This window comes from Amycolatopsis sp. CA-126428 (genome assembly GCF_002904335.1).
Classification (GTDB): domain Bacteria; phylum Actinomycetota; class Actinomycetes; order Mycobacteriales; family Pseudonocardiaceae; genus Amycolatopsis.
In genome coordinates, this window is record NZ_PPHF01000142.1 from 57276 (window position 1) to 78983 (window position 21708).

A 21708-nucleotide genomic window follows, 5' to 3' on the forward strand; every position below is an offset into this window, starting at 1 on the left:
TCGGACCAATTCACTCACCTGGGTGGGGGTACGAAATGCGTTCGACGTATTCGTTCCGGATGCCGGAAACGCCGGCCGGTCACTACGGAAGAATCGGCCATGCGGTTGTGACGGACCGATAACGGTCTCACTGCGTCCGGCAGCTGAGGGCCGGGACGCCCGGGTGGCCGTCGGTGATGTCCTGGTTCAGCCCGAACGAAGCCGAACCGTCCGGCTCGACGAGGGCGTTCCAGCCCGCGTCGGTGACCGTCACCGACGACCCGGCCTGGGTCAGGGTGCCGTTCCACAGGTCCCGGATGCCGGCCCCGCCGGGCTGCACCCAGGTCACCGTCCAGCCGGTGAGCCGGGTCTCCCGGTCGTTGTGCACGGTCACCTGCGCCTGGGCCCCGCCCGGCCAGGCGTTCGTGACCTCGTAGCGCGCGGTGCACCCGGAGGTCGCGGGCGGAGCCGGCGGCGTGGAGCGCCGCGCCGGCCCTTCGGACGCGCGGGCCGGCACCGGCGCGGGCGCCGTGGTGGTGCTGCTGACCGTGTGGTCGGCGGTGATCGTCGTCGGCAGGTGCTCGATGGGGGCCGCGGTGGTGGTCGCGGGCCGGTCGGCGAGGGCGAGACCGGCCACCACGCTCACCGACGTCAGGCACGCGGCGGCCCCGATCAGGGTGGCGCGGCGGAGCCGGGACCGCCGGTGCGGAGCCGGGACCGGCCGGCCGACGGCGGCCAGCAGCTCCACCGTCTCCTGCATGGACGGGCGCACGGCCGGATCGCGTTCGAGCATCCGCAGCAGCACGGCGGTCAGCGGGCCGCCGTGGACCGGTGGGGTGAGCTGGTTCTCGGTGATCCGCCGCAGCAGGGTGATCGGGTCGTCGCTGGTGCCGAACGGCGGCGTGCCCTCCAAGGCGGTGTAGAGCGTGGCGCCGAGCGAATAGACGTCGGACGGCAGCCCCGCTTCGCCGCCCCGCGCGACTTCCGGAGCCAGGTAGGGCAGCGTGCCGACGACGACGCCTTCGTCGGCGGCCGGGTGCTCGCCGAGCGCGCGCGACACGCCGAAGTCGGTGATCCGGGCGGTGCCGTCGTCGGTGACGAGCACGTTGTTGGGCGTGACGTCCCGGTGCAGGATCCAGTCGCCGTGCGCGGCGGCCAGTGCCGCGCCGACCTGCCGCCCGAGCCGCAGCACGTCGCACCGGGGCAGCGGCCCGCGTTCGACGAGGAGCTCGGTCAGGGACCGGGCGGGCACGTACTCCATGACCAGGTACATCGAGCCGGCGTCCTCGAACACGTCGTACACCGCGACGGCGTGCGGGTGCCGCAGCCGGGACGCCAGCCGCGCCTCCCGGATCGCCCGCTCGCAGACGTCGCCGCCCGTGCCCGGCTCGTGCAGGAACTGCTTCACGGCCACGACGCGATCCAGCCGCTCGTCCTTGGCCCGCCACACCAGGCTCATCGCGCCGCGGCCGAGGTGCCCCAGTAGCCGGTACCGCCCGTTGACGAGCTGTTCCTCGAAAGCCACCCGTACCCCTGCGTCGGTCGGTGAAACGATGAACTTTTTAGCAGAAGAAGGGCGTCCGGTGGGCTTCGGGACCGACGGGATCTCCGAACCGTTATCCGGCTCGGCGGCGGCGCATTCGGGAATTCGCCGCTCCGCGAGTCCGAATTCGACGAATTCGGTGTCGGCGGGCAAGTCGCTGTCGGACAGGCGTACCGTGTGGGGCATCGCGGTTCAACAGGCAGCCGCCCCCCAGCTTCCCGCGCGCCGTCCCGCGGGTGCCGTCCCTCGCTCCGAGGAGGCCTGTGTGCTCGACCAGATCGCCGCTCCGCAGTTCCGCGTCGACGTCCCGTCCGCGATGACCCTGCGGGTGACCGCCACGGCGGAGGCGACGGTCGTCGCGATCCGCGGCGAAATCGACCTGCCGGTGCTGAGCCGGCTCCGGACCCGGCTGGGCGAGGAGATCGACCTCGCCCCGCGGGCCCTGGTGGTCGACCTGCCGGGAGTGTCGTTCTGCGGCGCGGGCGGGATCACGGAGCTGCTGGTGGCGGCGTCCGAGGCGCACGTGAGCGGGGTGCCCTTCGCGATCGCGGCGGCCGGCCGGGCGGTGCGGCGGCCGATCCGGGTCCTGGGACTGGAGCAGCTGCTGCCGATCCACGAAAGTGTCGACGCGGCGCTGGATTGGCTGGCCGTGCTGCCCCGGTTGCGGGGGAGCGGGCGGGACTGACCGCGGCTCGGCCGTGACCGCGGTCGTCATCGCCGGTTCGCGCGCTCCCGCTGGGGCACGACGACGTACTTCGGGTCCTTTGTGGACTCCACCCCCGCTTCGAACACCCCGAAGCGCTGCAACGCGCTCCCGGCGAACAGCGCCGCCCCGGCCGTCACCGAGACCGCGCGGCTGCGGTGCCCGAGCACCGCGCCCAGCAGGCCCGCCGCGGTCAGGCGCTCCGACCACTTCCGCAGCCGGTGCGCCTTGCCCGTCGTGTACGCCTCCGCCGTGAGGCCGAGCCGGTTCTCCAGCACCTTCGACGCCACCAGTTCCGTCGCGGCACCGAAGACCGCCAGCGCCCGCGCCGGGCCGGCCTCCTCGACCGGGACCAGCGCCATCGCGAAGCCGCCCGAACTCGCCGCCGCCGAGCCGGTGAACACGAACGGCAGCTCGGCGTGGGCCTCGTGCCAGGCCGGGACCGCCGTCTGCGACAGCAGCACCGCCGTGTACGACGCGACGGCGGGCGCGATGACCGCCGAGGCCAGTCCGGCGGGCCGGGCGGCCGCGCGCAGGAGCCGGCCGGGCAGCGCGCGCCGCAGCCCGGCGGGCAGCACCTCGGCGGCCGCGGCCACGCCCACCCCCGGACCGAACGCGCTCAGGATCCAGGTGCCCACGCTCATCGGCGACGTCGGCTTCGCGACGCGCAGCATGTGGTGGAACCGTTCCGGCCGGCCGAGGTCGGCCACCAGCAGGTAGACGCTGGCGAGCAGCGCCGCCAGCGAACCCGTGCGGCCCACCCGGCGCAGCGCGGGCCGCCCGGTCACGTCGGCCCCGGCGGCCAGCAGCGACGTGCCCGCGGCGAGCCCACCGGTGAACAGGTACGCCGGCACCTTCCACTCCCACACCGGCGGCTTGAGCACCGGCCGCCCGTAGTAGGACCGGAACTCGGCCCGGGGCACCATCAGCTCTTCCCCGGCCCCGCCTCGCTTCCCGGACCCGCCTCGCTTGCGGCGGCCGAAGACGCGGGCCCGGGTGTCGGCGGCCCCGGCGTCGCTGCGCGGTTCGTGCGAGGTCACCGGCGCTTCCTTCCGAACGACCCGAACGGCCCGAACGACGCGACCGCGGCGGCGAGCAGCGCCGAAGCCGCCATCCCGGCGTACTTCCACATCGCGGGCAGCTCGCGGGTCGGCACCACCGGATCCGGCGGCAGCCCGTAGACCTCGGGTTCGTCCAGCAGCAGGAAGAAAGCGCCGTTGCCGCCGACGCCGTCGGACGGGTCGTGCCCGTAGAGCCGCGCTTCGGTGACCCCGCGCTCGTGCAGGTCCTCGACGCGGCGGGCCGCCCGTTCGCGCAGCTCGTCGAGTTCGCCGAACTGGATCGAGTCGGTCGGGCAGGCCTTGGCGCACGCCGGTTCGAGGCCGTCGTGGAGCCGGTCGTAGCAGAGCGTGCACTTCTGCGCGCGCCCGTCGTCCGGGCGGCGGTCGATGACGCCGTAGGGGCAGCCCGAGACGCAGTAGCCGCAGCCGTTGCAGATGTCCTGCTGCACGACGACCGAGCCGAACTCGGTGCGGAACAGCGCGCCGGTCGGGCAGACGTCGAGGCAGCCGGCGTGGGTGCAGTGCTTGCACACGTCCGACGCCATCAGCCAGCGGAAGTCGGTCCGGCCCTCGGCCCCGGTCGTCGCCCCGGGCAGGTCGAACGACGGCATGCCGAGGTCTTCCGGCGCCCGCGGCAGGGGAGAGGTGCCCAGCCCGCCGCCGCCCCGCGGCGCCTCCCGCAGCTCCTCGGCGACGAAGGCGGTGGTCACGTCGATCGCCGACGGCCCGGTCGGCAGCCCCTCGAGGCCGGGCGACTGGCCGCCGAGCGGGCGCTGCTGCTCGATGAAGGCCACGTGCCGCCACGAGTTCGCGCCGAGCGCGCCGGTGTTGTCGAACGACATGCCGAGCAGGTCGAGCCCGTCTTCGGGGACGGCGTTCCACTCCTTGCAGGCGACTTCGCAGGCCTTGCAGCCGATGCACACGGACGTGTCGGTGAAGAACCCGACGCGCGGCGGGTGCCCGGTGTGCCCGGCCTCGCCGGCGACGTCCGGCAGCGGCCCGGACAGCCGGTTCTCGATGCTCATGATCGGTCCTCCGTGGCGTGGCCGGGTTCGACGTGCTCGGTGGCGACCCGGGTACCCGTTTCCGGCGTGATGCCCGCCCGCGCGCGGTACTCCTCGAGCAACGCGAGCAGCTCGGCACCGCGCGGCCGCCGTCCGGGCCGGACGTCGCAGGTGGCGACCTTGCTCTCCTGGATGAAGACGTTCGGGTCCAGCACCACGCCGAAGAGGTCGTTGACGACGTCCCGGGCGACCAGCCCGGAGCCGCCCCAGTGGTAGGGCATCCACACCTGGTGCACGACCCGGTCCTGCACCCGCAGCGGCGCCATCCGGTCGGTCACGAACACCCGCGCCTCGACGGCCGCCCGTGCGGTGACGACGTGCGCCCAGCCCAGGTGCGCCAGCCCGCGCAGCTTCGCCAGCTCGGGGGAGACCTCGACGAACAGGTCCGGCTGCAGCTCCGACAGGTAGGGCAGCGTCCGGCTCATCCCGCCCGCGGTGTGGTGCTCGGTCAGCCGCGCGGCGGTGAACACGAACGGGAACACCTCGCCGCCGGGCTCGGGCGGCGACGGGTGCGACGGGTTGTCCCGGCGGCCGTAGACCTTCCGCGTCGGATTCCCCTGCTGCGCGTAGAAGGGGTTCCGGAACGGCGATTCGTGCGGTTCGTAGTGCGCCGGCAGCGGCCCGTCGGCCAGCCCCGACGGCGCGAACAGCCACGCCTTGCCGTCCGACTGCATGATGAACGGGTCGTCGCCGCGCAGCGCGGCCGGCCCCACGGCGCCCGGCGGCGGGACGTGGTCCGGCGGCTTGGTCTTCTCGAAGTCGGGGACGTCGTGGCCGGTCCATTCGCCGCGCTCGGCGTCCCACCAGATCAGGGCCTTGCGCTCGCTCCACGGCCGTCCCTGCGGGTCGGCCGACGCGCGGTTGTAGAGCACCCGCCGGTCCATCGGCCACACCCAGCCCCACTCGTGGGCGTAGAAGTCCTGCTCGAAGCGGGACTTCCGGCGGGCGGCCTGGTTGACGCCGTCGGCGTAGACGCCGCTGTAGATCCAGCAGCCGCAGGACGTGCTGCCGTCGGCCTTGAGCTCGAGGTATCCGGAGAGCTCCTTGCCGGTGGTCAGGTCCTGGCCGTTGATCCGCCGCAGCACGTCCTCGGCGGAGGGTTCGTCACCGTGCACTTCGTAGTCCCAGGCCAGGTCCAGCACCGGCCGGTCGCGCTCGTCTTCCGAGCCCGCCAGCCGCTCGCGGACGAGCCGGCCGAGGTGGTGGAAGAACCACAGCTCCGAGCGCTGGTCCCCGGCCGGCTCGACGGCCTTTTCGCGCCACTGCAGCATGCGCTGGGTCTGGGTGAACGTCCCCTCCTTCTCGACGTGCGAGGCGGCGGGGAAGAAGAACACCTCGGTGCGGCACTGCTCCGGTACGATCTCGCCGGTCTCGATCTCCGGCGCGTCCTTCCAGAAGGTGGCGCTCTCGATCATCGTCAGGTCCCGGACGACCAGCCAGTCGAGGTTGGCCATGCCGAGCCGCTGCAGGCGGCCGTGCGCGGACCCGACGGCCGGGTTCTGCCCGAGCAGGAAGTAGCCGGAGACCTTGCCGTCGACCATGTCCATGACCGTGCGGTAGGTGCCGTGGTCGCCGTTGATCCTCGGCAGGTAGCCGAAGCAGAAGTCGTTGTCCGGCGTGGCTTTCTCGCCCCAGTACTCCTTGAGCAGCGACACGGTGTAGGCGTCGGCGTTGCGCCAGAAGCCCTTCTGCTTGTCGCCGCGGACGCTGTCGAGGTAGCCGGCCAGCGTGGCCTGCTCGGGGGTGGGCATCGGCAGGTAGCCGGGCAGCAGGTTGAACAGCGTCGGGATGTCGGTCGAGCCCTGGATGCTGGCGTGCCCGCGCAGCGCGAACACCCCGCCGCCGGGCCGCCCGATGTTGCCGAGCAGCAGCTGGATGATCGAGCCTGCGCGGATGTACTGGGCGCCGACGCTGTGCTGCGTCCAGCCGACGCTGTAGACGAGCGCGGCCGTGTGCTCCCGGCCCGAGTTGCGCGTCCAGGCGTCACAGACCCGCTGGAAGAGCTCCTTCGGCGTGCCGCAGGTGGCCTCGACCATTTCGGGCGTGTAGCGGGCGAAGTGGCGCTTGAGGATCTGGAACACGCAGCGCGGGTGCTGCAGCGTCGGGTCGGCGGCGATTTCCTCGCTGCCGCCTTCGAGCACCGGGCCGCCCGAGCCGTGCTGGTCGGACGCCGACGTCTCCTTGCCGTGCCCGCCGCTCTCGGCCGGCCGGATGCCCTCGTAGTGCCAGGTCGACGGGTCGTAGGCGGCCTTGGCTTCGTCGTAGCCGCTGAAGAGGCCGTCGAGGTCCTCGGTGTCCTGGTAGTCCTCGGACACCAGGAAGGAGGCGTTGGTGTAGGCGACCACGTACTCGCGGAAGTCGAGGTCGTTGCCGAGGATGTGGTTGATCACCCCGCCGAGGAACGCGATGTCGGTGCCGGCGCGCAGCGGGACGTGGGCGTCGGCGAGCGCGCTCGTCCGGGTGAAGCGCGGGTCGATGTGGAACACCTCGGCCCCGCGGGCCTTCGCCTCCATCACCCACTGGAACCCCACCGGGTGCGCCTCGGCCATGTTCGAGCCCATGATGACGACGCAGTCGGAGTTCTGCAGGTCCTGCTGGTAGTCCGTCGCGCCACCGCGACCGAAGGAAGTCCCCAGACCGGGAACGGTGGCGGAGTGTCAAATACGGGCCTGGTTCTCGATCTGGATCGCGCCCAGTGCCGTGAAGAGCTTCTTGATCAGGTAGTTCTCTTCGTTGTCCAGGGTGGCGCCGCCGAGGCTGGCCAGCCCCATGGTGCGCCGCAGCGGCTTCCCGTGCTCGTCGGCGTCCTGCCAGCCCTTCCGGCGGGCGTCGAGCACGCGGTCGGCGACCATCTCCATGGCGGTGCCGAGGTCGAGCTCGGTCCATTCGGTGGCGTAGGGCGCGCGGTAGCGGACCTTCTGCTCGCGCTGCGGGCCGGTGACCAGCTGCTTGCTCGCCGAGCCCTTGGGACAGAGCCGGCCGCGGGAGATGGGGCTGTGCGGGTCGCCTTCGATCTGGACGACCTTCTCGTTCTTGACGAAGACCTGCTGCCCGCAGCCGACGGCGCAGTAGGGGCAGACGGACCTGGCCACCCGGTCGGCGCTCGCGGTGCGCGGGACGAGGGCTTCGGAGCGCGGGGATTCGGCCGCCTTGCCCCGGCCGAGGGGGTCGGGGCCGGTGAGTTGCCGGTAGACGGGCCAGGATTCGAGCCACCGCCGTGGTCCCACGCCCACCTCCCGACTCTGCCGTTTCCGCCGGCCGACTACCCGGAGCTTCCCGAGCCTAAACCGGCCCGGTCCTTCCCGCCGCTTTCACGCCCGGCGCCGGTGTCGCGAATGCCTCATCCGGGACATCCGAGGCCCCCGGATGAGGCATCCGCGACGTTCGAACCCGGCGTGCGTCAGGTCGAGAACGGCGAGGACGCGCCCTCGGCGCGGGTGCGGCCGCGACGGCCCGCGGCGGCGAGGGGCTGGGCGATGTCCTCCAGGGACTTGCCTTCCGCGTCCACCGCCAGGAACCGGGCCACCAAGCCGCCCGCGATCATCACGGCCGCGCCCAGCAGGTAGCCGATGAACAGGCGGACCGGGTGGTCGCCGGTGCCGATCAGGGCGCCGTAGATCACCGGGCCCAGTGCGCCGAAGCACTGCGCGATCGCGAAGAACACCGCGATCGCCTTCGCCCGGACCTCCAGCGGGAAGATCTCGCTCACCGTCAGGTAGCCCGCGCTCGCGCCGGCGGAGGCGAAGAAGAAGATCACGCACCACGCGATCGTCTGCGTGGTCGCGTTGAGCGCGCCGGCGTAGAACAGCACCGCCGTCACCGCCAGCAGGACACCCGACACGACGTACGTCCCGGAGATCATCTTGCGCCGGCCGAGGGTGTCGAACAGGTGGCCGATGGTGAAGGGGCCCACCAGGTTGCCCACCGCGAACGCGATCAGGTAGATCGGCGTCGCCTCGGAGGACACCCCGTAGAACTTGCCGAGCACCAGCGTGTAGGTGAAGAAGATCGCGTTGTACAGGAACGACTGGCTGATCATCAGCGACGCGCCCAGCACGGCCCTCGACGGGTAGTCGCGGAACAGCACCCTGGCCAGGGCGACGTACCCGATCCGCTCGGCGGGCGTCACCTCGATCGCCTTCTTCTCGTCGACCGGCGGCAGGCTGCGGCCGGTGTGCTCGACCTCCTGCTCGATCTGGGTGATCGACTCCTCGGCCGCCTCCGCCTTGCCGTGCATGATCTGCCACCGCGGGCTCTCCGGCAGGTGCCGCCGCACCAGCAGGATCACCAGCCCGAGCACCGGCCCGATGAGGAAGCCCAGCCGCCAGCCCAGGGCGAGGTCCATCCGGTTCAGCAGGATGTAGGTCCCGATCGTCCCCAGCACGGCCCCGGCCCAGTAGGTGCCGTTGACCGCGATGTCCACCCGGCCCCGGTAGCGGGCCGGGATCAGCTCGTCGATCGCCGAGTTGATGGCCGCGTACTCGCCGCCGATCCCCATGCCGGCCACGAACCTCGTCGCGTAGAGGAAGATCACCCAGCCCGCGCCGTTGCCGAGGGTCAGCGCCGTCAGGCCACTGCCCACGAGGTAGACGGCCAGGGTCAGCATGAACAGGTTCCGGCGGCCGAGCTTGTCGGAGAGGCTGCCGAAGAACAGCGCCCCGACCACCTCGCCGGCCAGGTAGATCGTCGCCAGCAGCCCGACGGCCGCGGACGACATGTGCAGCGTCTCGGGCTTGGTGAGCGTGTCGGCGACCGCGCTGGCCACCGTGATCTCCAGGCCGTCGAGGATCCAGGCCACCCCCAGGGCGACCACCATCCGCGTGTGGAACGGGGACCAGGGCAACCGGTCGATGCGTGCCGGGATGAGCGTGCGCACCCCCGTGGACGCCGGATCGGGTGTTGCCGCCATGACAACCTCCTTGTGAGCAGATCGCCCAGCGTGACTTCCCCCGTCGTGCCCTGGCGAAACACGATCGGGTCGACTCGCGCGGTCACGGCTTGTGATCGGCCGGATACGCTCATTAGTCTGGCGCGCGGGCGGGTCGTGCAGGGGCCGCACTGCCTGTTCGTGCCGGCCCTTGACGAAGATGGGGTGTTTTCGCGTGGCGTCCTTCGGTTGCCCGTCAGGGCGATTGCGAGTCTCGTGCTCGCACGGTGAGCCGGTGCTCCTGGCGTTGACCGGCGAGCTCGACGCCGGGACGGTGCGGGTCGTCGTGGGATCGGTGGCCGCCGCGCTGGCCGGCAGCCCGGAACCGCGGGTGATCTTGGTGGACCTCGCCGGGCTGCACTTCCTCGGTGCGGCGGGCGTTCGCGCGCTGAGCGCGCTGACCGACCAGGCTGCCGCCCGGAACGCCCGGCTCCGCGTCGTCACGGGCGAGAACGCGGTGGTGAGCCGGGCGCTGCGGCTGACCGGGGTGGACCGGGTGCTGGACGTCTACCCCGATCGGGGAGCGGCGCTGAGTGCCGGCGACGGCCGCGAGTTCCTCCGGCTGACCGCCCGGATGTGGAACAGCTGACTGTCCACAGCGGACGGTTTACCCGGCGGGGTTCCGTGGTCCCGATAACGTCACCTGATTCCCGCCGGCCAAGGCCGCGCAAGGTCACCCGATCGCCGTGGTGGGCAGGGTCCGCGCGGCGGTCCGCACCGGGCCGCCGCGCGAAGCTGCTCAGCGCTGAACCTTGGCCGCCGCGAAGTAGGCGTTCGACGGGCCGGTGAACGACAGCACCACGCCGACCACCGCCGCGAGCACCGCGAGGTAGCCGCCGATCGTGCTCTGGCCGATCAGCACCGACAGCAGCTGCAGGGCGGCGAGCACGGTCAGCACGATGCGCGCCCAGTTGCGGCCGGCGCGCAGCTTGAACGCGAACAGCAGGTACAGCCCGGCGATGATCACCGCGATCACCATCGCGGTGATGATCGTGACGTTCACCGCCTGGTCGATCTGCGCGTCGGTGAGGTTGCCGCCGCGTTGTCTGTTCGTGTCACGCATGGTGGTGGCGATCCGGTCCCGGTTGCCGAAGATCAGCAGGCCCCCGATGAGCCCGATCACCGGCGCGACGATGAACGCCCAGAAGGCGCCTTCGACCGTGCCCGGCCGGGCCGGAGCGGGCGCCGGGCCCGTCGAAGCGGACGACTGCGGGTAGTTCGGTGATCCACTCATAAAGGATCAAATAGCACTCTTCCGGGCGACTCGCAGGGCGAGCGGGCCGGGCGTTCCCGGCCGCCCCTTTTCCGGCTCCGGTCCGCACGCGGAAATTCCCCTTCCGGTCGCCGTTCCACAGTGGATTCACAAGCGGTTCCCGGGCCGGGGCGCGAAAAAACGCAAGATCGGGTGCGGTGCGGTCGTGGCACCTCGTCCGCGCCCGGCCACCCGGTCGCGCGAGCCGTGGTCAGCGGCCGGTGCTGCCGTCGATCAGCTCGCGCAGGATGTCGGCGTGCCCGGCGTGGCGGCCGGTCTCCTCGATCAGGTGAACCAGCGCCCAGCGCATCGACGGCGCGGAGCGGCCGGGCCGGGCCACTGGCCGCGTCAGGTCGGTGCAGGCGTCGATGACCGCGTTCGCCCGGTCGCACGCGGCGCGGTAGTCCGCCACGACCGAGTCGACGGTCTCGTCCGGGCGCGGCCGGAACGTCCCGGGCCAGTCCGCGGTGTCCTCGCCGAGGAACGTGAAGCGTTCGACGTGCGCGAGGTGCCGGACCAGGCCCAGCAGCGACGTGCCCGACGGGACGCCGGGCGTGCGGACCTGCGGCTCCGGCACGCCTTGCGCCTTGGCCACCACGGCGGCCCGCAGGTGGTCGAGGAAACCGCGCAGCACCTCCTTTTCGGCCGGTCCGGTGCGTGGGGGCGGGGTGTCCCGCCGCCGGGTTCGGGGCATCGCTCGGCCTTTCAGCGGGTGCGGCGGATCAGCAGGAGGTGGTCGACGACTTCGGCGGTCTGCCCGCCGGGGCCGGTGGCCCGGCGGGTGAGGGCGTCGGCGCGCTCGACGGTCCACCCCGCCGGATCGAGCGACGGCGCTTCGAGGGGCGGGCGAGCCGCCGGGTCCTGGTGCCACGACCACGGCGCGACGGACCCGTGCTCGACGACCAGGAGCCGGCCGCCGGGGGAGAGCGCTTCCGCGGCCTGCCGCAGCACGCGGTCGCGGGGGAGCGGGAAGGACGTGTGCAGGTAGTGCGCCGAGACGAGGTCGAACGGGCCGGCGGGGAACGTCGCCGCCAGGTCGTGCCGTTCCCCGGTGATCCGGCCGGCGAGCCCGAGGTCCCGGGCGCGGCGGCCGAGGTGGGCGAGGGCGACGGCGGAGATGTCGGCGGCGGTCACCCGCCAGCCGCGCCGGGCCGGCCACAGCGCGTCCCCGCCGGCGCCGGACCCGAGGTCGAGGGCCCGGCCCGGGGCCGGCCGGGCGACGACCTCGACGAGCCGGACGTTGGCGCGCGGCTCGCCGCCGGGGAGGTGGGCCGTGTAGTGGCCGTCCCAGAACCGGGACGCTTCGGTGGTGGAGGTGGTCATGGGCCCACCCTGACCCGACACCGGCGCAATTGGCACGGTTTCTTGCGGTTCCGGCAAGATGGCCGGGTGAGCGACGACTTCGAGGACGTGCTGCACGCGGTCGGACCCCGGCTGCGGGCGCTGCGCCGCCACCGCGGGATGACCCTCGCCGACGTCGCGGCCGCCACCGGGGTTTCGGAGAGCACGCTGTCGCGGCTGGAAAGCGGGCAGCGGCGGGCCAGCCTGGAACTCCTGCTGCCGCTGGCCCGCGCCTACGACGTCCCGCTCGACGACCTCGTCGGCGCACCCCGGACCGGCGATCCCCGCATCCACCTCTCCCCGATCCACCGCCACGGCATGACGTTCGTGCCGCTGTCCCGGCGCCCCGGCGGCATGCAGGCGTACAAGATGATCATCCCCGGCACCGACCGGCCACCGGTGCCGGACCACCAGACCCACGACGGCCACGAGTGGCTGTACGTGCTCCACGGAAGCCTGCGGCTGGTCCTCGGCGAGCACGACCTGGTGCTGCCCGCGGGCGAGGCGGCGGAGTTCGACACGACGATCCCGCACTGGCTCGGCAGTGCCGACGGAAAGGCGGTCGAGCTGCTGATCCTGTTCGGCCGCCACGGGGAACGCGCGCACCTGCGCGCCCGCGCGCACTGAATAATTCGCCGCGATCACCCGGCGATTCCGGCTACGCTCGGCCCACCGCACGGCAAAAGAGCCGGCGCACCACCTGATCCGAGGAGTCACGACATTCTTCGCGAAAGACTCGAACTGTCCGGCCGGGCCGGATGAGCGCGATTTCCGCCGCGGTCCGGGCACTGGCCGGCACGCGCCTGACCGAAGTCCGGCGGGTGGCGAACCTCGCGATCGTCGTGTTCCGGCCCGGCGACGGGCCCGGCTGGACCATCCACGCCCAATGCCCGTTCCGCATCACGCACGGCGACGTGATCCTGCTGGGTTCACGCGACCTGAACTGGCCGCGGGATCGCGGCACCGACCGTGACGAAGCGTTCGAGAACGGCACCACGAAGTACGACGCGCAGGCGGAATTCCTGACGGCCCGGTGCGCGACGAGCGACTTCCGGGTCACCGGCACGGAATTCGGCCCCGGCGGCCGGCTGGCCATCGAGGCCACCGGCGACGGCGATCCGATCCGGCTCGAAGTCTTTCCGGACTGTTCGGGGCCGTGGATCGAGAGCTGGCGCCTGTTCGGCCTCGGCGACGGCGAAGGGCACTTCGTGTACCCGGAAGCGGCAGGCCGGGATTGAGCCTCGAGCAAGCCGTGGCCGGGCTGGTTTCCGCACGGGTCACCGGCTTCGGCCGGACGGTGGACATCGCCGAAGTCGGGTTCGCCCGGGGGACGACGGAAACGCGGCTGCACGCCCAGTGCCCGTTCCGGGTGACCCGCGGCGAGACGACGTTGTTCGGCACGGTCGACATGGCCTACCCGGCCACGGCGGACGCGGACCCGGGCGAGGCCTTCCGGCGCAACGCGACGATGTTCGACAGGAAGGCCCGCCGCCTCACTGAGCGCTTCGAGGCCGTGGCGTACGTCGTCGAGTCGGCGGTTCTCGGCCGCGCGGGGGCGATGACGCTGGAGCTGACCGACGCGGTGGTGATCGAGGTGCTCCCGGCCTGCGGCGGCCCGATCGAGCAGTGGCGGCTGTTCGACCGGGACCCGGTCCGGCCGGGAGCCGGCGCCCACCACGTGTACCCGGACGCCGCCGGCCGGTGAGGGGGGCTGCCATGATCTGTCCCGTCGCACGCCGGCCCCACGGAGGACATCGATGACCGCACCCGCTCGTGACGCGCTCCTCGCCGTCGCCGCCCTGCTGGCGCCGGACGCGCCGCGGGTGGCCGAGCACGCCGGGGCCGCCCACGACGATCCCGGCGCTTTCCTGCCGGAGCACGCCGAGCGGCTCGACGAGCGCGGGATCGACGAACCCTTCCCGCTGCTGGCGTGGATCGCGCTGGTGAACGCCCTCGCCGATCACGGGCTGCTCGCCGAAGTCGACTGGAAGGAGCCGGCCGGCGAAATCACCGGGCGGCTGCGGGCCCTGCGGTCCGCGCCGCCGGCGGACGAGCTCTGGACGTCACTGGCGCGGAGTGAGCTGCCCACCTACGAGTTCCTCGAAGCCGCGGGAAACCGGCTGCACAGCACGGGAACGGCCCTCGCGGTCCTCGACATCGAGTCCGACTGCTACCCGCTCGTCCTCCTGCCCGCCGCCCGCGGTGACGAGCTCACCGCCTTCGCCGCGGCGGCCGGGTTCACCGCCGAGGTGCTCGGCCGCTAGGAAGGCCCGTGGGCTCCGGCCGATCCGGCGTCAGCGGCAGAACGCCGTGTCCACCGCGGAAACCACCGCCAGGGCCGCTTGGTCGGCGTCGCCGAAGGTGCCCGGCAGCGCCGTCACGGCCAAGCCGACCGAACGGCCGTCGTCCGTGGCGCCGCCGCGGGTTTCGAATCCGTGGATGTCGCCGCCGTGACCCCAGTACACGCCGCCGCAGCTGAGGGGGACGCTGAACAGGCCGAGTCCGTAGCGCCAGCCCGGCAGCAGGGGCGCGTCGACCGTCTTGCGCATCTCGGCCAGCTGCGGTGCCGGGAGCAGCTTGCCGTCCAGCAGCGCGCGGGAGAACTGCGCGAGGTCGCCCGGCGTCGAGATCAGCTGACCGGCCGCCCAGCCCCACGACGGGTCCAGTTCGGTCACGTCGATCACCTCGCTGCCCGAGCGCGCGTAGCCGTGCGGGTGCGGGCCCCGGATGGCCTGGTCGCCGACTTCGGGCCAGTACGTGTTGCGCAGGCCCGCTTTCCGGATCACGCGCTCGGTGATCTGCTCCGCCACCGGGCGCCCGGTGACCCGCTCGATCAGCAGGCCCGCCAGCACGTAGTTCGTGTTGCTGTACTCCCACTTCGTGCCGGGGGCGAACTTCGCCGGGTGGGCCAGTGCCAGGGCGAGCAGCTCGTGCGGCTGGAAGTACCGGTGCCGCAGCTTCGCGATGTCGTCCAGCCCGAGGTACTCGGTGTAGTTCGGCAGCCCGCTGGTGTGCTGCAGCAGCTGCCGGACGGTGATCGCCGCCCCGCCGGGTACCAGGCCGGGCAGGTACCGCTCGATCGGCGCGTCCAGCTCCACCTTGCCCTCGGCCACCAGCTGCAGCACGACGACCGCGGTGAACGACTTCGTGTTGCTGCCCGCCCGCACCCGCCCGTCGGCCGGGACCGGCACCCGGCTCCCCCGCCGCGCGGAGCCGGCGACCAGCGACTCCGTGCGGCCGCCGCGGCTCACCGAGGCGAGCGCCGCCGGGAACCGGCCCACCAGCGCGTCGAGTTCCTTCTGGAGGACGCCGTTGCGGGGCGGCCCCGCCTCGGCCGTCGTGACCGCCGCGCCCAGCAGGCCCGCCACCGCCAGGACCACCACACCCTTGCGCGCCAAGGAAGTGCTCATCTTCTCGCTCCTTCGTCACCGGATTCGGACACCGCTCACGATGCCGGGATCCGGCGCGAAGATCAGCAGTGCGGACCACCGGGTCGGGGGTAGCGCCAGCGCTACCCCCGACCCGGTTCCGGTCCGCGAGTCACGGCTGCCGCAGGATCGGCAGCGAGGACGTCAGTGCTCCCGTCGCCACGCCCGCGCCGACTCCGGCCCACGCCAGCGGGCCGAGCGGGGTGCAGCCGAAGAACCGGCTCACCCCGGGCGTCTGCACGATCGCCGCCAGCACCAGCGCCGACCCGACCGCCGTGCCGACCACCAGGGGGCTGCGGCGGCGGCCCCGCAGGGTCTGGGCCAGCTGGGTGCCGACCAGGCCGCACAGCGCCATCGTGCTCGTGCGGCGCACCGTTCCCGGGGTGCACCGCCCGATCAGCCACGCCGTCGTCGCGCCGACGCCCGTCGTCACGCCCCGGCTGGTGATCGCGCGGGTCAGGCCGTCGCCGAGCCCGCCGGAACCGTCGTCGTCCGGGCGGGTGACCGCCACCGCCATCGCCGGGAACAGGTCGGTCAGCAGGTTGACCAGCAGCAGCTGGCGCGTGCCCAGCGGCGAGTCGCCCGACAGCAGCGTGCCCAGCACCGAGAACCCGATCTCGCCCGCGTTGCCGCCGACGAGGATCACCACCGCGTCCGACACGCTGCGCCACAGCGCCCGGCCCTCCGCCACCGCCTCCAGCAGGACGGTCAGGTCCTCGCCGGTCAGCGCGACGTCGGCCGCGGTGCGGGCGGCGGTCGACGCCCGGGCGCGCACGCCGATGCCGACGTCCGCGGCGCGGATGGCCGCCGCGTCGTTCGCGCCGTCGCCGACCATCGCCGTCACCCGCCCGGCTTCGCGCAGCGCCTCCACGACCTGGAGTTTCTGCTCCGGGGCGACGCGGGCGATCACGCCGGCGCCCGACAGCAGCCGGGCCCGGCCGGCCCGGTCGAGGGCGGCGAGCTCGTCGCCGGTGACGACCGGGGCGTCGGACGGCCAGCCGAGCGAAGCCGCGATGGCCCGCGCGGTGTTCGGGTGGTCGCCGGTGAGCATCACCGGCGCCACGCCGGCCGCGCGCAGCCCGGAGATCAGCGGCCCGGCGGTGGGCCGCAGCGTGTCCGCCAGCCCGAGGAACCCGAGGAATTCCAGGTCCGCCAGCACTTCTTCGTCGTCGCCGTCGAGCGCGGGCGGAGCCTTCCGGGACGCCACCGCCAGCACGCGCAATCCGTTGTCCGCCAACGCTTCCGCGGCGCGGGCCAGCTCGTTCGCGCCGGCGCAGGCGGGCAGCACGACCTCCGGGGCACCCTTGACGACCAGCGTCACCTCGCCGTCGGCGTCCTTGCCGATCGTCGCCGAGTAACCCCGGTTCGCTTCGAACGGCTGCCCGGCGAGCTCGGTCCAGCCCTCGTCCGGGCCGGCGGCCTCGAGCACGGCGTGGTCGGTGGCGTGGGCCCGCACGTGGGGGTCGTCGAGCGTGCCCGGGCAGGCCCGGGCAGCGGCCCGCAGCACGGCGTCCCCGGGCCCGGGCTCGCGCGCCTCGCCGCCGGGCCCGGTCGTGGCCACCACGCGCAGCCGGTTCTCGGTCAGCGTGCCGGTCTTGTCGAAGCACACGACGTCGAGGCGCCCCAGCGCCTCCAGCGCCCGCGGCGCGCGGACCAGGATGCCGCGCGCGGACAGCCGCCGGGCCGCCGCCCGCTGGGCCACGGTCGCCACCAGCGGCAGGCCTTCGGGCACCGCGGCGACGGCGATCGCCACACCACCGGCCAGCGCGCGGCGCAGCGGACGGCCGCGGATCGCCGAGAGGCCGGTGACGAGCGCGCCGCCGAGCATCGTCAGCGGCAGGGCGCGGCGGGTGAGGTCCTGCAGCCGCGCCTGGATGCCCACCGCGGCTGCGGTCCGGGTGGCCAGCTCGACCGCCCGGCCGGCCACGGTCTCCGAGCCGACCGCCACGACGACCGCGGTGCCTTCGCCGCTGACCACCGTGGTGCCGGCGAAGACCAGGCAGCTGCGCTCGGCCATCGGCGCGCCCGGCACCGGGTCGAGCTGCTTGGCGACCGGGAGCGACTCGCCGGTCAGCGCGGATTCGTCCGCTTCGAGGTCGTTGGCGGTCAGCAGCCGGGCGTCGGCCGGGACGACGTCCCCGGCCCGCAGTGCGATCCGGTCGCCCGCCTTCAGCGCCCGTGCGTCGACGACCCCGCCGCCTTCCCGGCGCGCCCGTTGCCGCATCCCGTCCCGCAGCTTCGCCAGCGCGCGGCGGCCGCGGAACTGCTGCGCGCCGCCGACGACGGCGTTCAGGCCCATCGCCGCGGCCACCAGCAGCGCGTCCACCGGCGAGCCGACCACCGCGGACGCGACCGCGCCGAGGGCCAGCACCGGGGTCAGCGGGTCCTTCAGCTCGGCGGCGACGTCGGCGGCGAGGCCCGCGCCGAACCGGACCGGCGCCGCGGCCGGGTGCCGGGCCACCGCGCCGGCCACCGCCCGCACCCGCCGGGCCGTCAATTCCCGTTTCGTGGGCTCGGTTTCCGCGTCGGCGAGTCGGCGGAGGACCTCGTCGCCGGTCAGCTCGTGCCAGGCGATCCGGGTGCGGCCGGCCGGGGGACGGGCGGCGGCCACCCGCGCCGCGGCGAGCGTGCCCATCGCCAGCCCGGTCAGGCCGCCGAGCAGCGCCGGGTCCAGCCGGGGCACGAACGGCACCAGCGTCCGCCGCCGGCGTGACATCAGCAGCAGGCCGCCGATCAGGCTGCCCGCGGTCGCCACCCGGGTGGCCCGCTTGCTGTTCACCCGCGCGGCGCCGGCCGCCCGCAGCACCCGCCACACGCCGGACAGCCCCGGCCGGACGACCAGGTCGGCGCCCCAGAGCACCGGCGCGTGGCGATCGGCGAGGGCGACGCAGAGATCGCCGGCGAGCAGGCCCGCCACCTCGTCGCAGTGCGGCGCACACCGCGCGGGCGGGCGGCCGACGGTGAGCACGACCCGGCCTTCGTCCTGCAGCCGCGTCACCAGGCCGAAGAACGATTCCTGTGCGACGTCGTCGGCCAGCGAGGCGAACTCGCCGAGCCGGCCGCGGGCGTCGTCGCCGGCGATGACCACCCGCGCCTCGGCCCGGCGGGCCGCGTCCAGCACGGCTTCGGCGTGCGGATCGAGGCCGTCTTCGCCGTGCAGCGCGTCGGCGTGCAGCACGACGGTGTCCACAGTGTCCAGTGCCTTGAGCCGGTCCGGGTCGCGGACGAGCACGCCTTCGCGGGCGAACGCGGTGCCCATCGCGGTGTGGAAGGCGGTGTCGGCGTACCGGGCCGGCATCGGCGACGCCGCGAGGAACGCTTCGGCGGCTTCGCGGGGTTTGCGGCGCACCAGCAGGTCGGCCAGCGCGGCGAGCAGGCCGCTGCCGACGGCGTTGCGGGCGTAGTCCTCCATGGGGATCCGGACCCGCCGCTGCGGCGGGGTCACGCCGAGGCTGGGCCGCTCCGGCGAACAGAGGTCGTCGTGGGCGGCGTCGAACGCGGTGAGCCGGGCGATCGCCTCGGTGAGCTGGCCGGTGCGCAGGAGGGCGTCCAGCACCAGTTCGAGGGGGTCCTGGCTGAGCCCCCGCACCGCGGCGGACACGCCCGAGCGCGCCAGTTCGGCCGTGTACCAGCCGAACTGCTCGTCGAGCGCCGCGCGGACGGCGGGGTGTTCGCGGGCCGCCGCCACCGCCGCGCGCACGGTTTCGTGCAGCCGTCCCGAGCGCACGGCGCGGGTGCCGACCGAGACGCCCAGCCCGGCGACGTCCATCGCCAGGGCGAGCGCCGCGGCCCGCACCCCGTAGGTGTCGCCGGGGTGGGCCGGAGCGCAGTCACCCGGCTCGGCCGGGGTCAGCCCGTGCCGCGCGCAGCGCTCGGCGACCCAGCCGACCACACGGTCGGCGGCGGCCGCCTCGGCCAGGTGGAGGACCACACTGCCGAGCCCACCGTCCCAGTAGGCCCCGGCCACCCCGGCGTGGGCGGCCAGTTCGGCGGCGAGCGCGGACCCGTCCGGGTGATCGGCGTCGACGATCGGCCGCAGGGGGACGTGCAGCCGCCGCCCGGCGCGCCAGACGGCGGTCCGCGGGCCGGCGGCGTTGCGCACGACCCGCGCGGCGCGCACGGCCGTGCGGCTGCTCGTCCGGGTCGCTTCCGCGACGGTCCCGGTCGCTCCCGCGGTCAGTTCCCCGGCGAGCGGACCGAGCGCCGAAGCCGCCCGTTTCGTTTGCTGCGTCACGAGAACCGGGCCGGCCAGGGCCAGCGTCATCCCCACCTTCGTCGCCGCGAACACCGCTCCGAGCACTCCGACCTCCGCCTGCCGATCATGTCCGCTCGGCGTTCCCCGGCGCGGGGAGGCCAAACCCGCCGGGGGAGTGTTCAGCCCGATCGCGCGACAGCGCCGGACCACGGCGGAGTGAGCGTGCAACACTCCGGCGGCCGGACCGCCGCGCCCCACCGACGCTGGCCCGCACCGATGCCGGGTTCGCCGCCCTCACGCGATTGACAGGGCTCCGGCCATTGCCTTGACGTGGGCGTCAACGTCTAGCTTCTCGGGGGTGAAGTTCGGGATCAGTTACAGCACTCCCTTTTTCGGCGCCGACCCGCAGGTGATCGCCGGGTTCGCGCGGGACGCGGAGGAGTGCGGGTTCGAGTCGTTGTACCTGCCGGAGCACGTCGCGCTGTATCCGGGCGCGAAGATCGGGCCGATGGCGCTGCCGCCGTCCCTGCCGTACGCGGATCCCTTGGAGTGCTTGAGTTTCGTCGCCGCCGTCACCGGCCGCATCCTGCTGGGGACCGGTGTCCTGCTGCTGCCTTACCACCACCCGGTGGTGCTGGCCAAGCGGCTGGCGACGGTCGACGTGCTGTCCGGCGGCCGCATGCGGCTGCTCACGGTCGGGGTGGGTGCCCTGCCCGGCGAGGCGCGGGCGGCCGGCGTCGACTTTGCCACCCGCGGGCGCCGGGCGGACGAGGCCATCGACGTCCTGCGGCTGCTGTGGGCGGGCGGCGAAGACGGAGTCTCCTTCGACGGCGAGTTCTTCCGGTTCGAGGACGTCTGCAGCTTCCCGAAGCCGGTGGGCGTCCGCGAGCTGCCGATCCACATCGGCGGCTCGAGCGCGGCCGCGGCCCGGCGGGCGGGCCGGCGCGGCGACGGGTACTTCCCCGGCGGGGCGCTCACCACGGACGAGCGCCGCCGCCAGTTCGACCTCGCCAGGACGACGGCGGAGGAGACCGGCCGCGACCCGGACAGCCTGCAGTACACGCGCTGGGGGAGCCTCGACATGTCCACAGAGGACGTCGAGGAGCTGGCCCGGCAGGGGGTGACGCGCCTGGTCGTCACCCCGGGCACGGCCGAACCCGCGAAAAGGCGTGACGAGATGGCCGCGTTCGCCGACCGGTTCGGCCTCAGCTGACGTCGTCCACCAGCGACTCGATGCCCGGCGGCAGGCTCGCCCGCCGGGCCGGGTCGGCCACGAACCCGGCGATCGCCGACCGCAGCGCGCGCACCGCCCGGGTCGGCTCCACGTCCGCGCGGTGGGCCAGCTGCACCACGCGCGTCATCCCCGCCTCGGGGGTGAACCGGGTCCTCCGGAACCGGTCGCCCGCCACCGTGCTCGGCACCACCGCCGCGCCCACGCCCGCGCGCACCAGTTCGAGCACCGCGTCCATCTCGCCGCCCTCGATCGCGAACGACGGTTCGAACCCGGCGGCGCGGCAGGCGTTGACCGTCGCCTCCCGGACGTCGTAGCCGCGGCGGAACATCACCAGCGGGACGCCGGCGAGGTCGCCGATGCCGAGGCGCTCGCCCGCGACCGGGCCGGGAGCGGCGTCCGGGGCCGAGATCACCACCAGCTCCTCGAGCAGCAGCGGCGTCGCCGCCAGACCGGCCTCGGCCGTCGTCCGGGCGCCCGCCAGCAACGCCAGGTCCAGCGCGCCCTCGGTCAGCCGCTGCCGCAGGTCGCCCGACCCGCTTTCGTGCAGCTCCAGCTGGATGCCCGGGTACCGGCGGCGGAACGCCGCGAGCATCGCGGGCAGCAGGCCCGTGCACAGGCTCGGCGGCGCACCCAGCCGGACGCGGCCGCGATCGAGCTCGTCGAGTTCCCGGATGGCCAGCCGGGCGGTTTCGGTGTCGGCCAGGATCCGCCGCGCGATCGGCAGCAGCGTTTCCCCGGCTTCGGTGAGGGAGACGTTGCCGCGGATCCGGTGGAACAGCGGCGCGCCCAGGTCGTGTTCGAGTGCCCGGATCTGCTGGGACAGCGACGGCTGGGCCACCCGCACCTGCTCGGCGGCCCGGGTGAAGTGCCGGTGCTCGGCGACGGCGACGAAGTAGGCGAGTTGCTGGAACTGCATACCCCATGATAGCTGTTGGCTATCGAGCGCAGAGCCATCATGTCTTTGACCTCTGGTCGACGCGC

General features: G+C 73.7%; 18 protein-coding genes. 7 read left to right on the forward strand and 11 right to left on the reverse strand.

What is annotated here, in order from left to right; genetic code table 11:
* Positions 1-127 precede the first annotated feature (127 nt).
* Positions 128-1504, reverse strand: a complete 1377-nt coding sequence (locus tag C2L58_RS35695; protein WP_103342055.1) for a serine/threonine-protein kinase — start codon at positions 1502-1504, stop codon at positions 128-130.
* Positions 1505-1787: 283 nt separating this feature from the next.
* Between C2L58_RS35695 and C2L58_RS35700 the strand changes: the two genes are divergently transcribed.
* Positions 1788-2207, forward strand: coding sequence for an STAS domain-containing protein (locus C2L58_RS35700; protein WP_103342056.1), 420 nt, complete (start codon positions 1788-1790; stop codon positions 2205-2207).
* A gap of 26 nt (positions 2208-2233) precedes the next feature.
* On the opposite strand, the gene nrfD is transcribed toward C2L58_RS35700, so the two are convergent.
* The 4 genes from nrfD to C2L58_RS35720 all read right to left on the reverse strand — a co-directional run bounded on the left by nrfD (position 2234) and on the right by C2L58_RS35720 (position 9259).
* Positions 2234-3265: an NrfD/PsrC family molybdoenzyme membrane anchor subunit gene (gene nrfD, locus C2L58_RS35705; protein ID WP_103342057.1), complete on the reverse strand. Its 1032-nt coding sequence runs from the start codon at positions 3263-3265 to the stop codon at positions 2234-2236.
* Positions 3262-4311 (reverse strand): 4Fe-4S dicluster domain-containing protein, encoded by a 1050-nt coding sequence (locus C2L58_RS35710; RefSeq protein ID WP_103342058.1) that lies wholly within the window; start codon positions 4309-4311, stop codon positions 3262-3264. Before C2L58_RS35710 ends, nrfD begins: the two co-directional genes overlap by 4 nt.
* On the reverse strand, positions 4308-7577 hold the full coding sequence (gene fdh, locus C2L58_RS35715) for a formate dehydrogenase (protein ID WP_103342097.1): 3270 nt from the start codon (positions 7575-7577) through the stop codon (positions 4308-4310). The genes C2L58_RS35710 and fdh overlap by 4 nt, the downstream gene beginning before the upstream one ends.
* A gap of 173 nt (positions 7578-7750) precedes the next feature.
* Complete coding sequence (locus C2L58_RS35720) at positions 7751-9259, reverse strand: MFS transporter (RefSeq protein ID WP_103342059.1); 1509 nt, start codon at positions 9257-9259, stop codon at positions 7751-7753.
* A gap of 253 nt (positions 9260-9512) precedes the next feature.
* Between C2L58_RS35720 and C2L58_RS35725 the strand changes: the two genes are divergently transcribed.
* Positions 9513-9866, forward strand: coding sequence for an STAS domain-containing protein (locus C2L58_RS35725; protein WP_103342060.1), 354 nt, complete (start codon positions 9513-9515; stop codon positions 9864-9866).
* 150 nt (positions 9867-10016) lie between these two features.
* Here C2L58_RS35725 and C2L58_RS35730 read toward each other — a convergent pair whose 3' ends face one another.
* From C2L58_RS35730 to C2L58_RS35740, 3 genes are all read right to left on the reverse strand, one after another.
* Positions 10017-10511, reverse strand: a complete 495-nt coding sequence (locus C2L58_RS35730; protein ID WP_103342061.1) for a hypothetical protein — start codon at positions 10509-10511, stop codon at positions 10017-10019.
* Between the two features lie 229 nt (positions 10512-10740).
* Positions 10741-11223: a DinB family protein gene (locus C2L58_RS35735; protein WP_103342062.1), complete on the reverse strand. Its 483-nt coding sequence runs from the start codon at positions 11221-11223 to the stop codon at positions 10741-10743.
* An 11-nt stretch (positions 11224-11234) separates the two neighbouring features.
* The gene (locus tag C2L58_RS35740) at positions 11235-11852 is read right to left on the reverse strand and encodes a class I SAM-dependent methyltransferase (RefSeq protein ID WP_103342063.1); all 618 of its coding nucleotides are present in this window, start codon (positions 11850-11852) and stop codon (positions 11235-11237) included.
* Positions 11853-11918: 66 nt separating this feature from the next.
* Here C2L58_RS35740 and C2L58_RS35745 point away from each other — a divergent pair, with 66 nt between their 5' ends.
* The 4 genes from C2L58_RS35745 (at position 11919) to C2L58_RS35760 (ending at position 14134) form a co-directional block, all read left to right on the forward strand.
* Positions 11919-12497, forward strand: coding sequence for a helix-turn-helix domain-containing protein (locus tag C2L58_RS35745; protein ID WP_103342064.1), 579 nt, complete (start codon positions 11919-11921; stop codon positions 12495-12497).
* A 131-nt stretch (positions 12498-12628) separates the two neighbouring features.
* Entirely contained in the window at positions 12629-13108 is a 480-nt protein-coding gene (locus tag C2L58_RS35750) for a hypothetical protein (protein WP_103342065.1), read from the forward strand.
* Positions 13105-13575 (forward strand): hypothetical protein, encoded by a 471-nt coding sequence (locus tag C2L58_RS35755; RefSeq protein ID WP_146073735.1) that lies wholly within the window; start codon positions 13105-13107, stop codon positions 13573-13575. Before C2L58_RS35750 ends, C2L58_RS35755 begins: the two co-directional genes overlap by 4 nt.
* 52 nt (positions 13576-13627) lie before the next feature.
* Positions 13628-14134, forward strand: coding sequence for a DUF6630 family protein (locus C2L58_RS35760; RefSeq protein WP_103342067.1), 507 nt, complete (start codon positions 13628-13630; stop codon positions 14132-14134).
* Positions 14135-14164: 30 nt separating this feature from the next.
* Here C2L58_RS35760 and C2L58_RS35765 read toward each other — a convergent pair whose 3' ends face one another.
* Entirely contained in the window at positions 14165-15280 is a 1116-nt protein-coding gene (locus C2L58_RS35765; protein ID WP_103342068.1) for a serine hydrolase domain-containing protein, read from the reverse strand.
* Positions 15281-15410: 130 nt separating this feature from the next.
* Positions 15411-19598 carry a cation-translocating P-type ATPase gene (locus C2L58_RS35770; protein ID WP_103342069.1) on the reverse strand — a complete coding sequence of 1396 codons (4188 nt, stop codon included), beginning with the start codon at positions 19596-19598 and terminating at the stop codon, positions 15411-15413.
* A gap of 253 nt (positions 19599-19851) precedes the next feature.
* Between C2L58_RS35770 and C2L58_RS35775 the strand changes: the two genes are divergently transcribed.
* On the forward strand, positions 19852-20706 hold the full coding sequence (locus C2L58_RS35775) for a TIGR03619 family F420-dependent LLM class oxidoreductase (RefSeq protein WP_103342070.1): 855 nt from the start codon (positions 19852-19854) through the stop codon (positions 20704-20706).
* Here C2L58_RS35775 and C2L58_RS35780 read toward each other — a convergent pair.
* Positions 20699-21643, reverse strand: a complete 945-nt coding sequence (locus C2L58_RS35780; RefSeq protein ID WP_103342071.1) for a LysR family transcriptional regulator — start codon at positions 21641-21643, stop codon at positions 20699-20701. The two genes, C2L58_RS35775 and C2L58_RS35780, sit on opposite strands and share 8 nt — an antisense overlap.
* Positions 21644-21708 lie beyond the last annotated feature (65 nt).

Coding starts and splice junctions, on each gene's coding strand:
- C2L58_RS35710 (WP_103342058.1), bottom strand. CDS start 4,311: ATGAGCATCGAGAACCGGCTGTCCGGGCCGCTGCCGGACGTCGCCGGC.
- C2L58_RS35720 (WP_103342059.1), bottom strand. CDS start 9,259: ATGGCGGCAACACCCGATCCGGCGTCCACGGGGGTGCGCACGCTCATC.
- C2L58_RS35730 (WP_103342061.1), bottom strand. CDS start 10,511: ATGAGTGGATCACCGAACTACCCGCAGTCGTCCGCTTCGACGGGCCCG.
- C2L58_RS35735 (WP_103342062.1), bottom strand. CDS start 11,223: ATGCCCCGAACCCGGCGGCGGGACACCCCGCCCCCACGCACCGGACCG.
- C2L58_RS35740 (WP_103342063.1), bottom strand. CDS start 11,852: ATGACCACCTCCACCACCGAAGCGTCCCGGTTCTGGGACGGCCACTAC.
- C2L58_RS35750 (WP_103342065.1), top strand. CDS start 12,629: ATGAGCGCGATTTCCGCCGCGGTCCGGGCACTGGCCGGCACGCGCCTG.
- C2L58_RS35760 (WP_103342067.1), top strand. CDS start 13,628: ATGACCGCACCCGCTCGTGACGCGCTCCTCGCCGTCGCCGCCCTGCTG.
- C2L58_RS35765 (WP_103342068.1), bottom strand. CDS start 15,280: ATGAGCACTTCCTTGGCGCGCAAGGGTGTGGTGGTCCTGGCGGTGGCG.
- C2L58_RS35780 (WP_103342071.1), bottom strand. CDS start 21,643: ATGCAGTTCCAGCAACTCGCCTACTTCGTCGCCGTCGCCGAGCACCGG.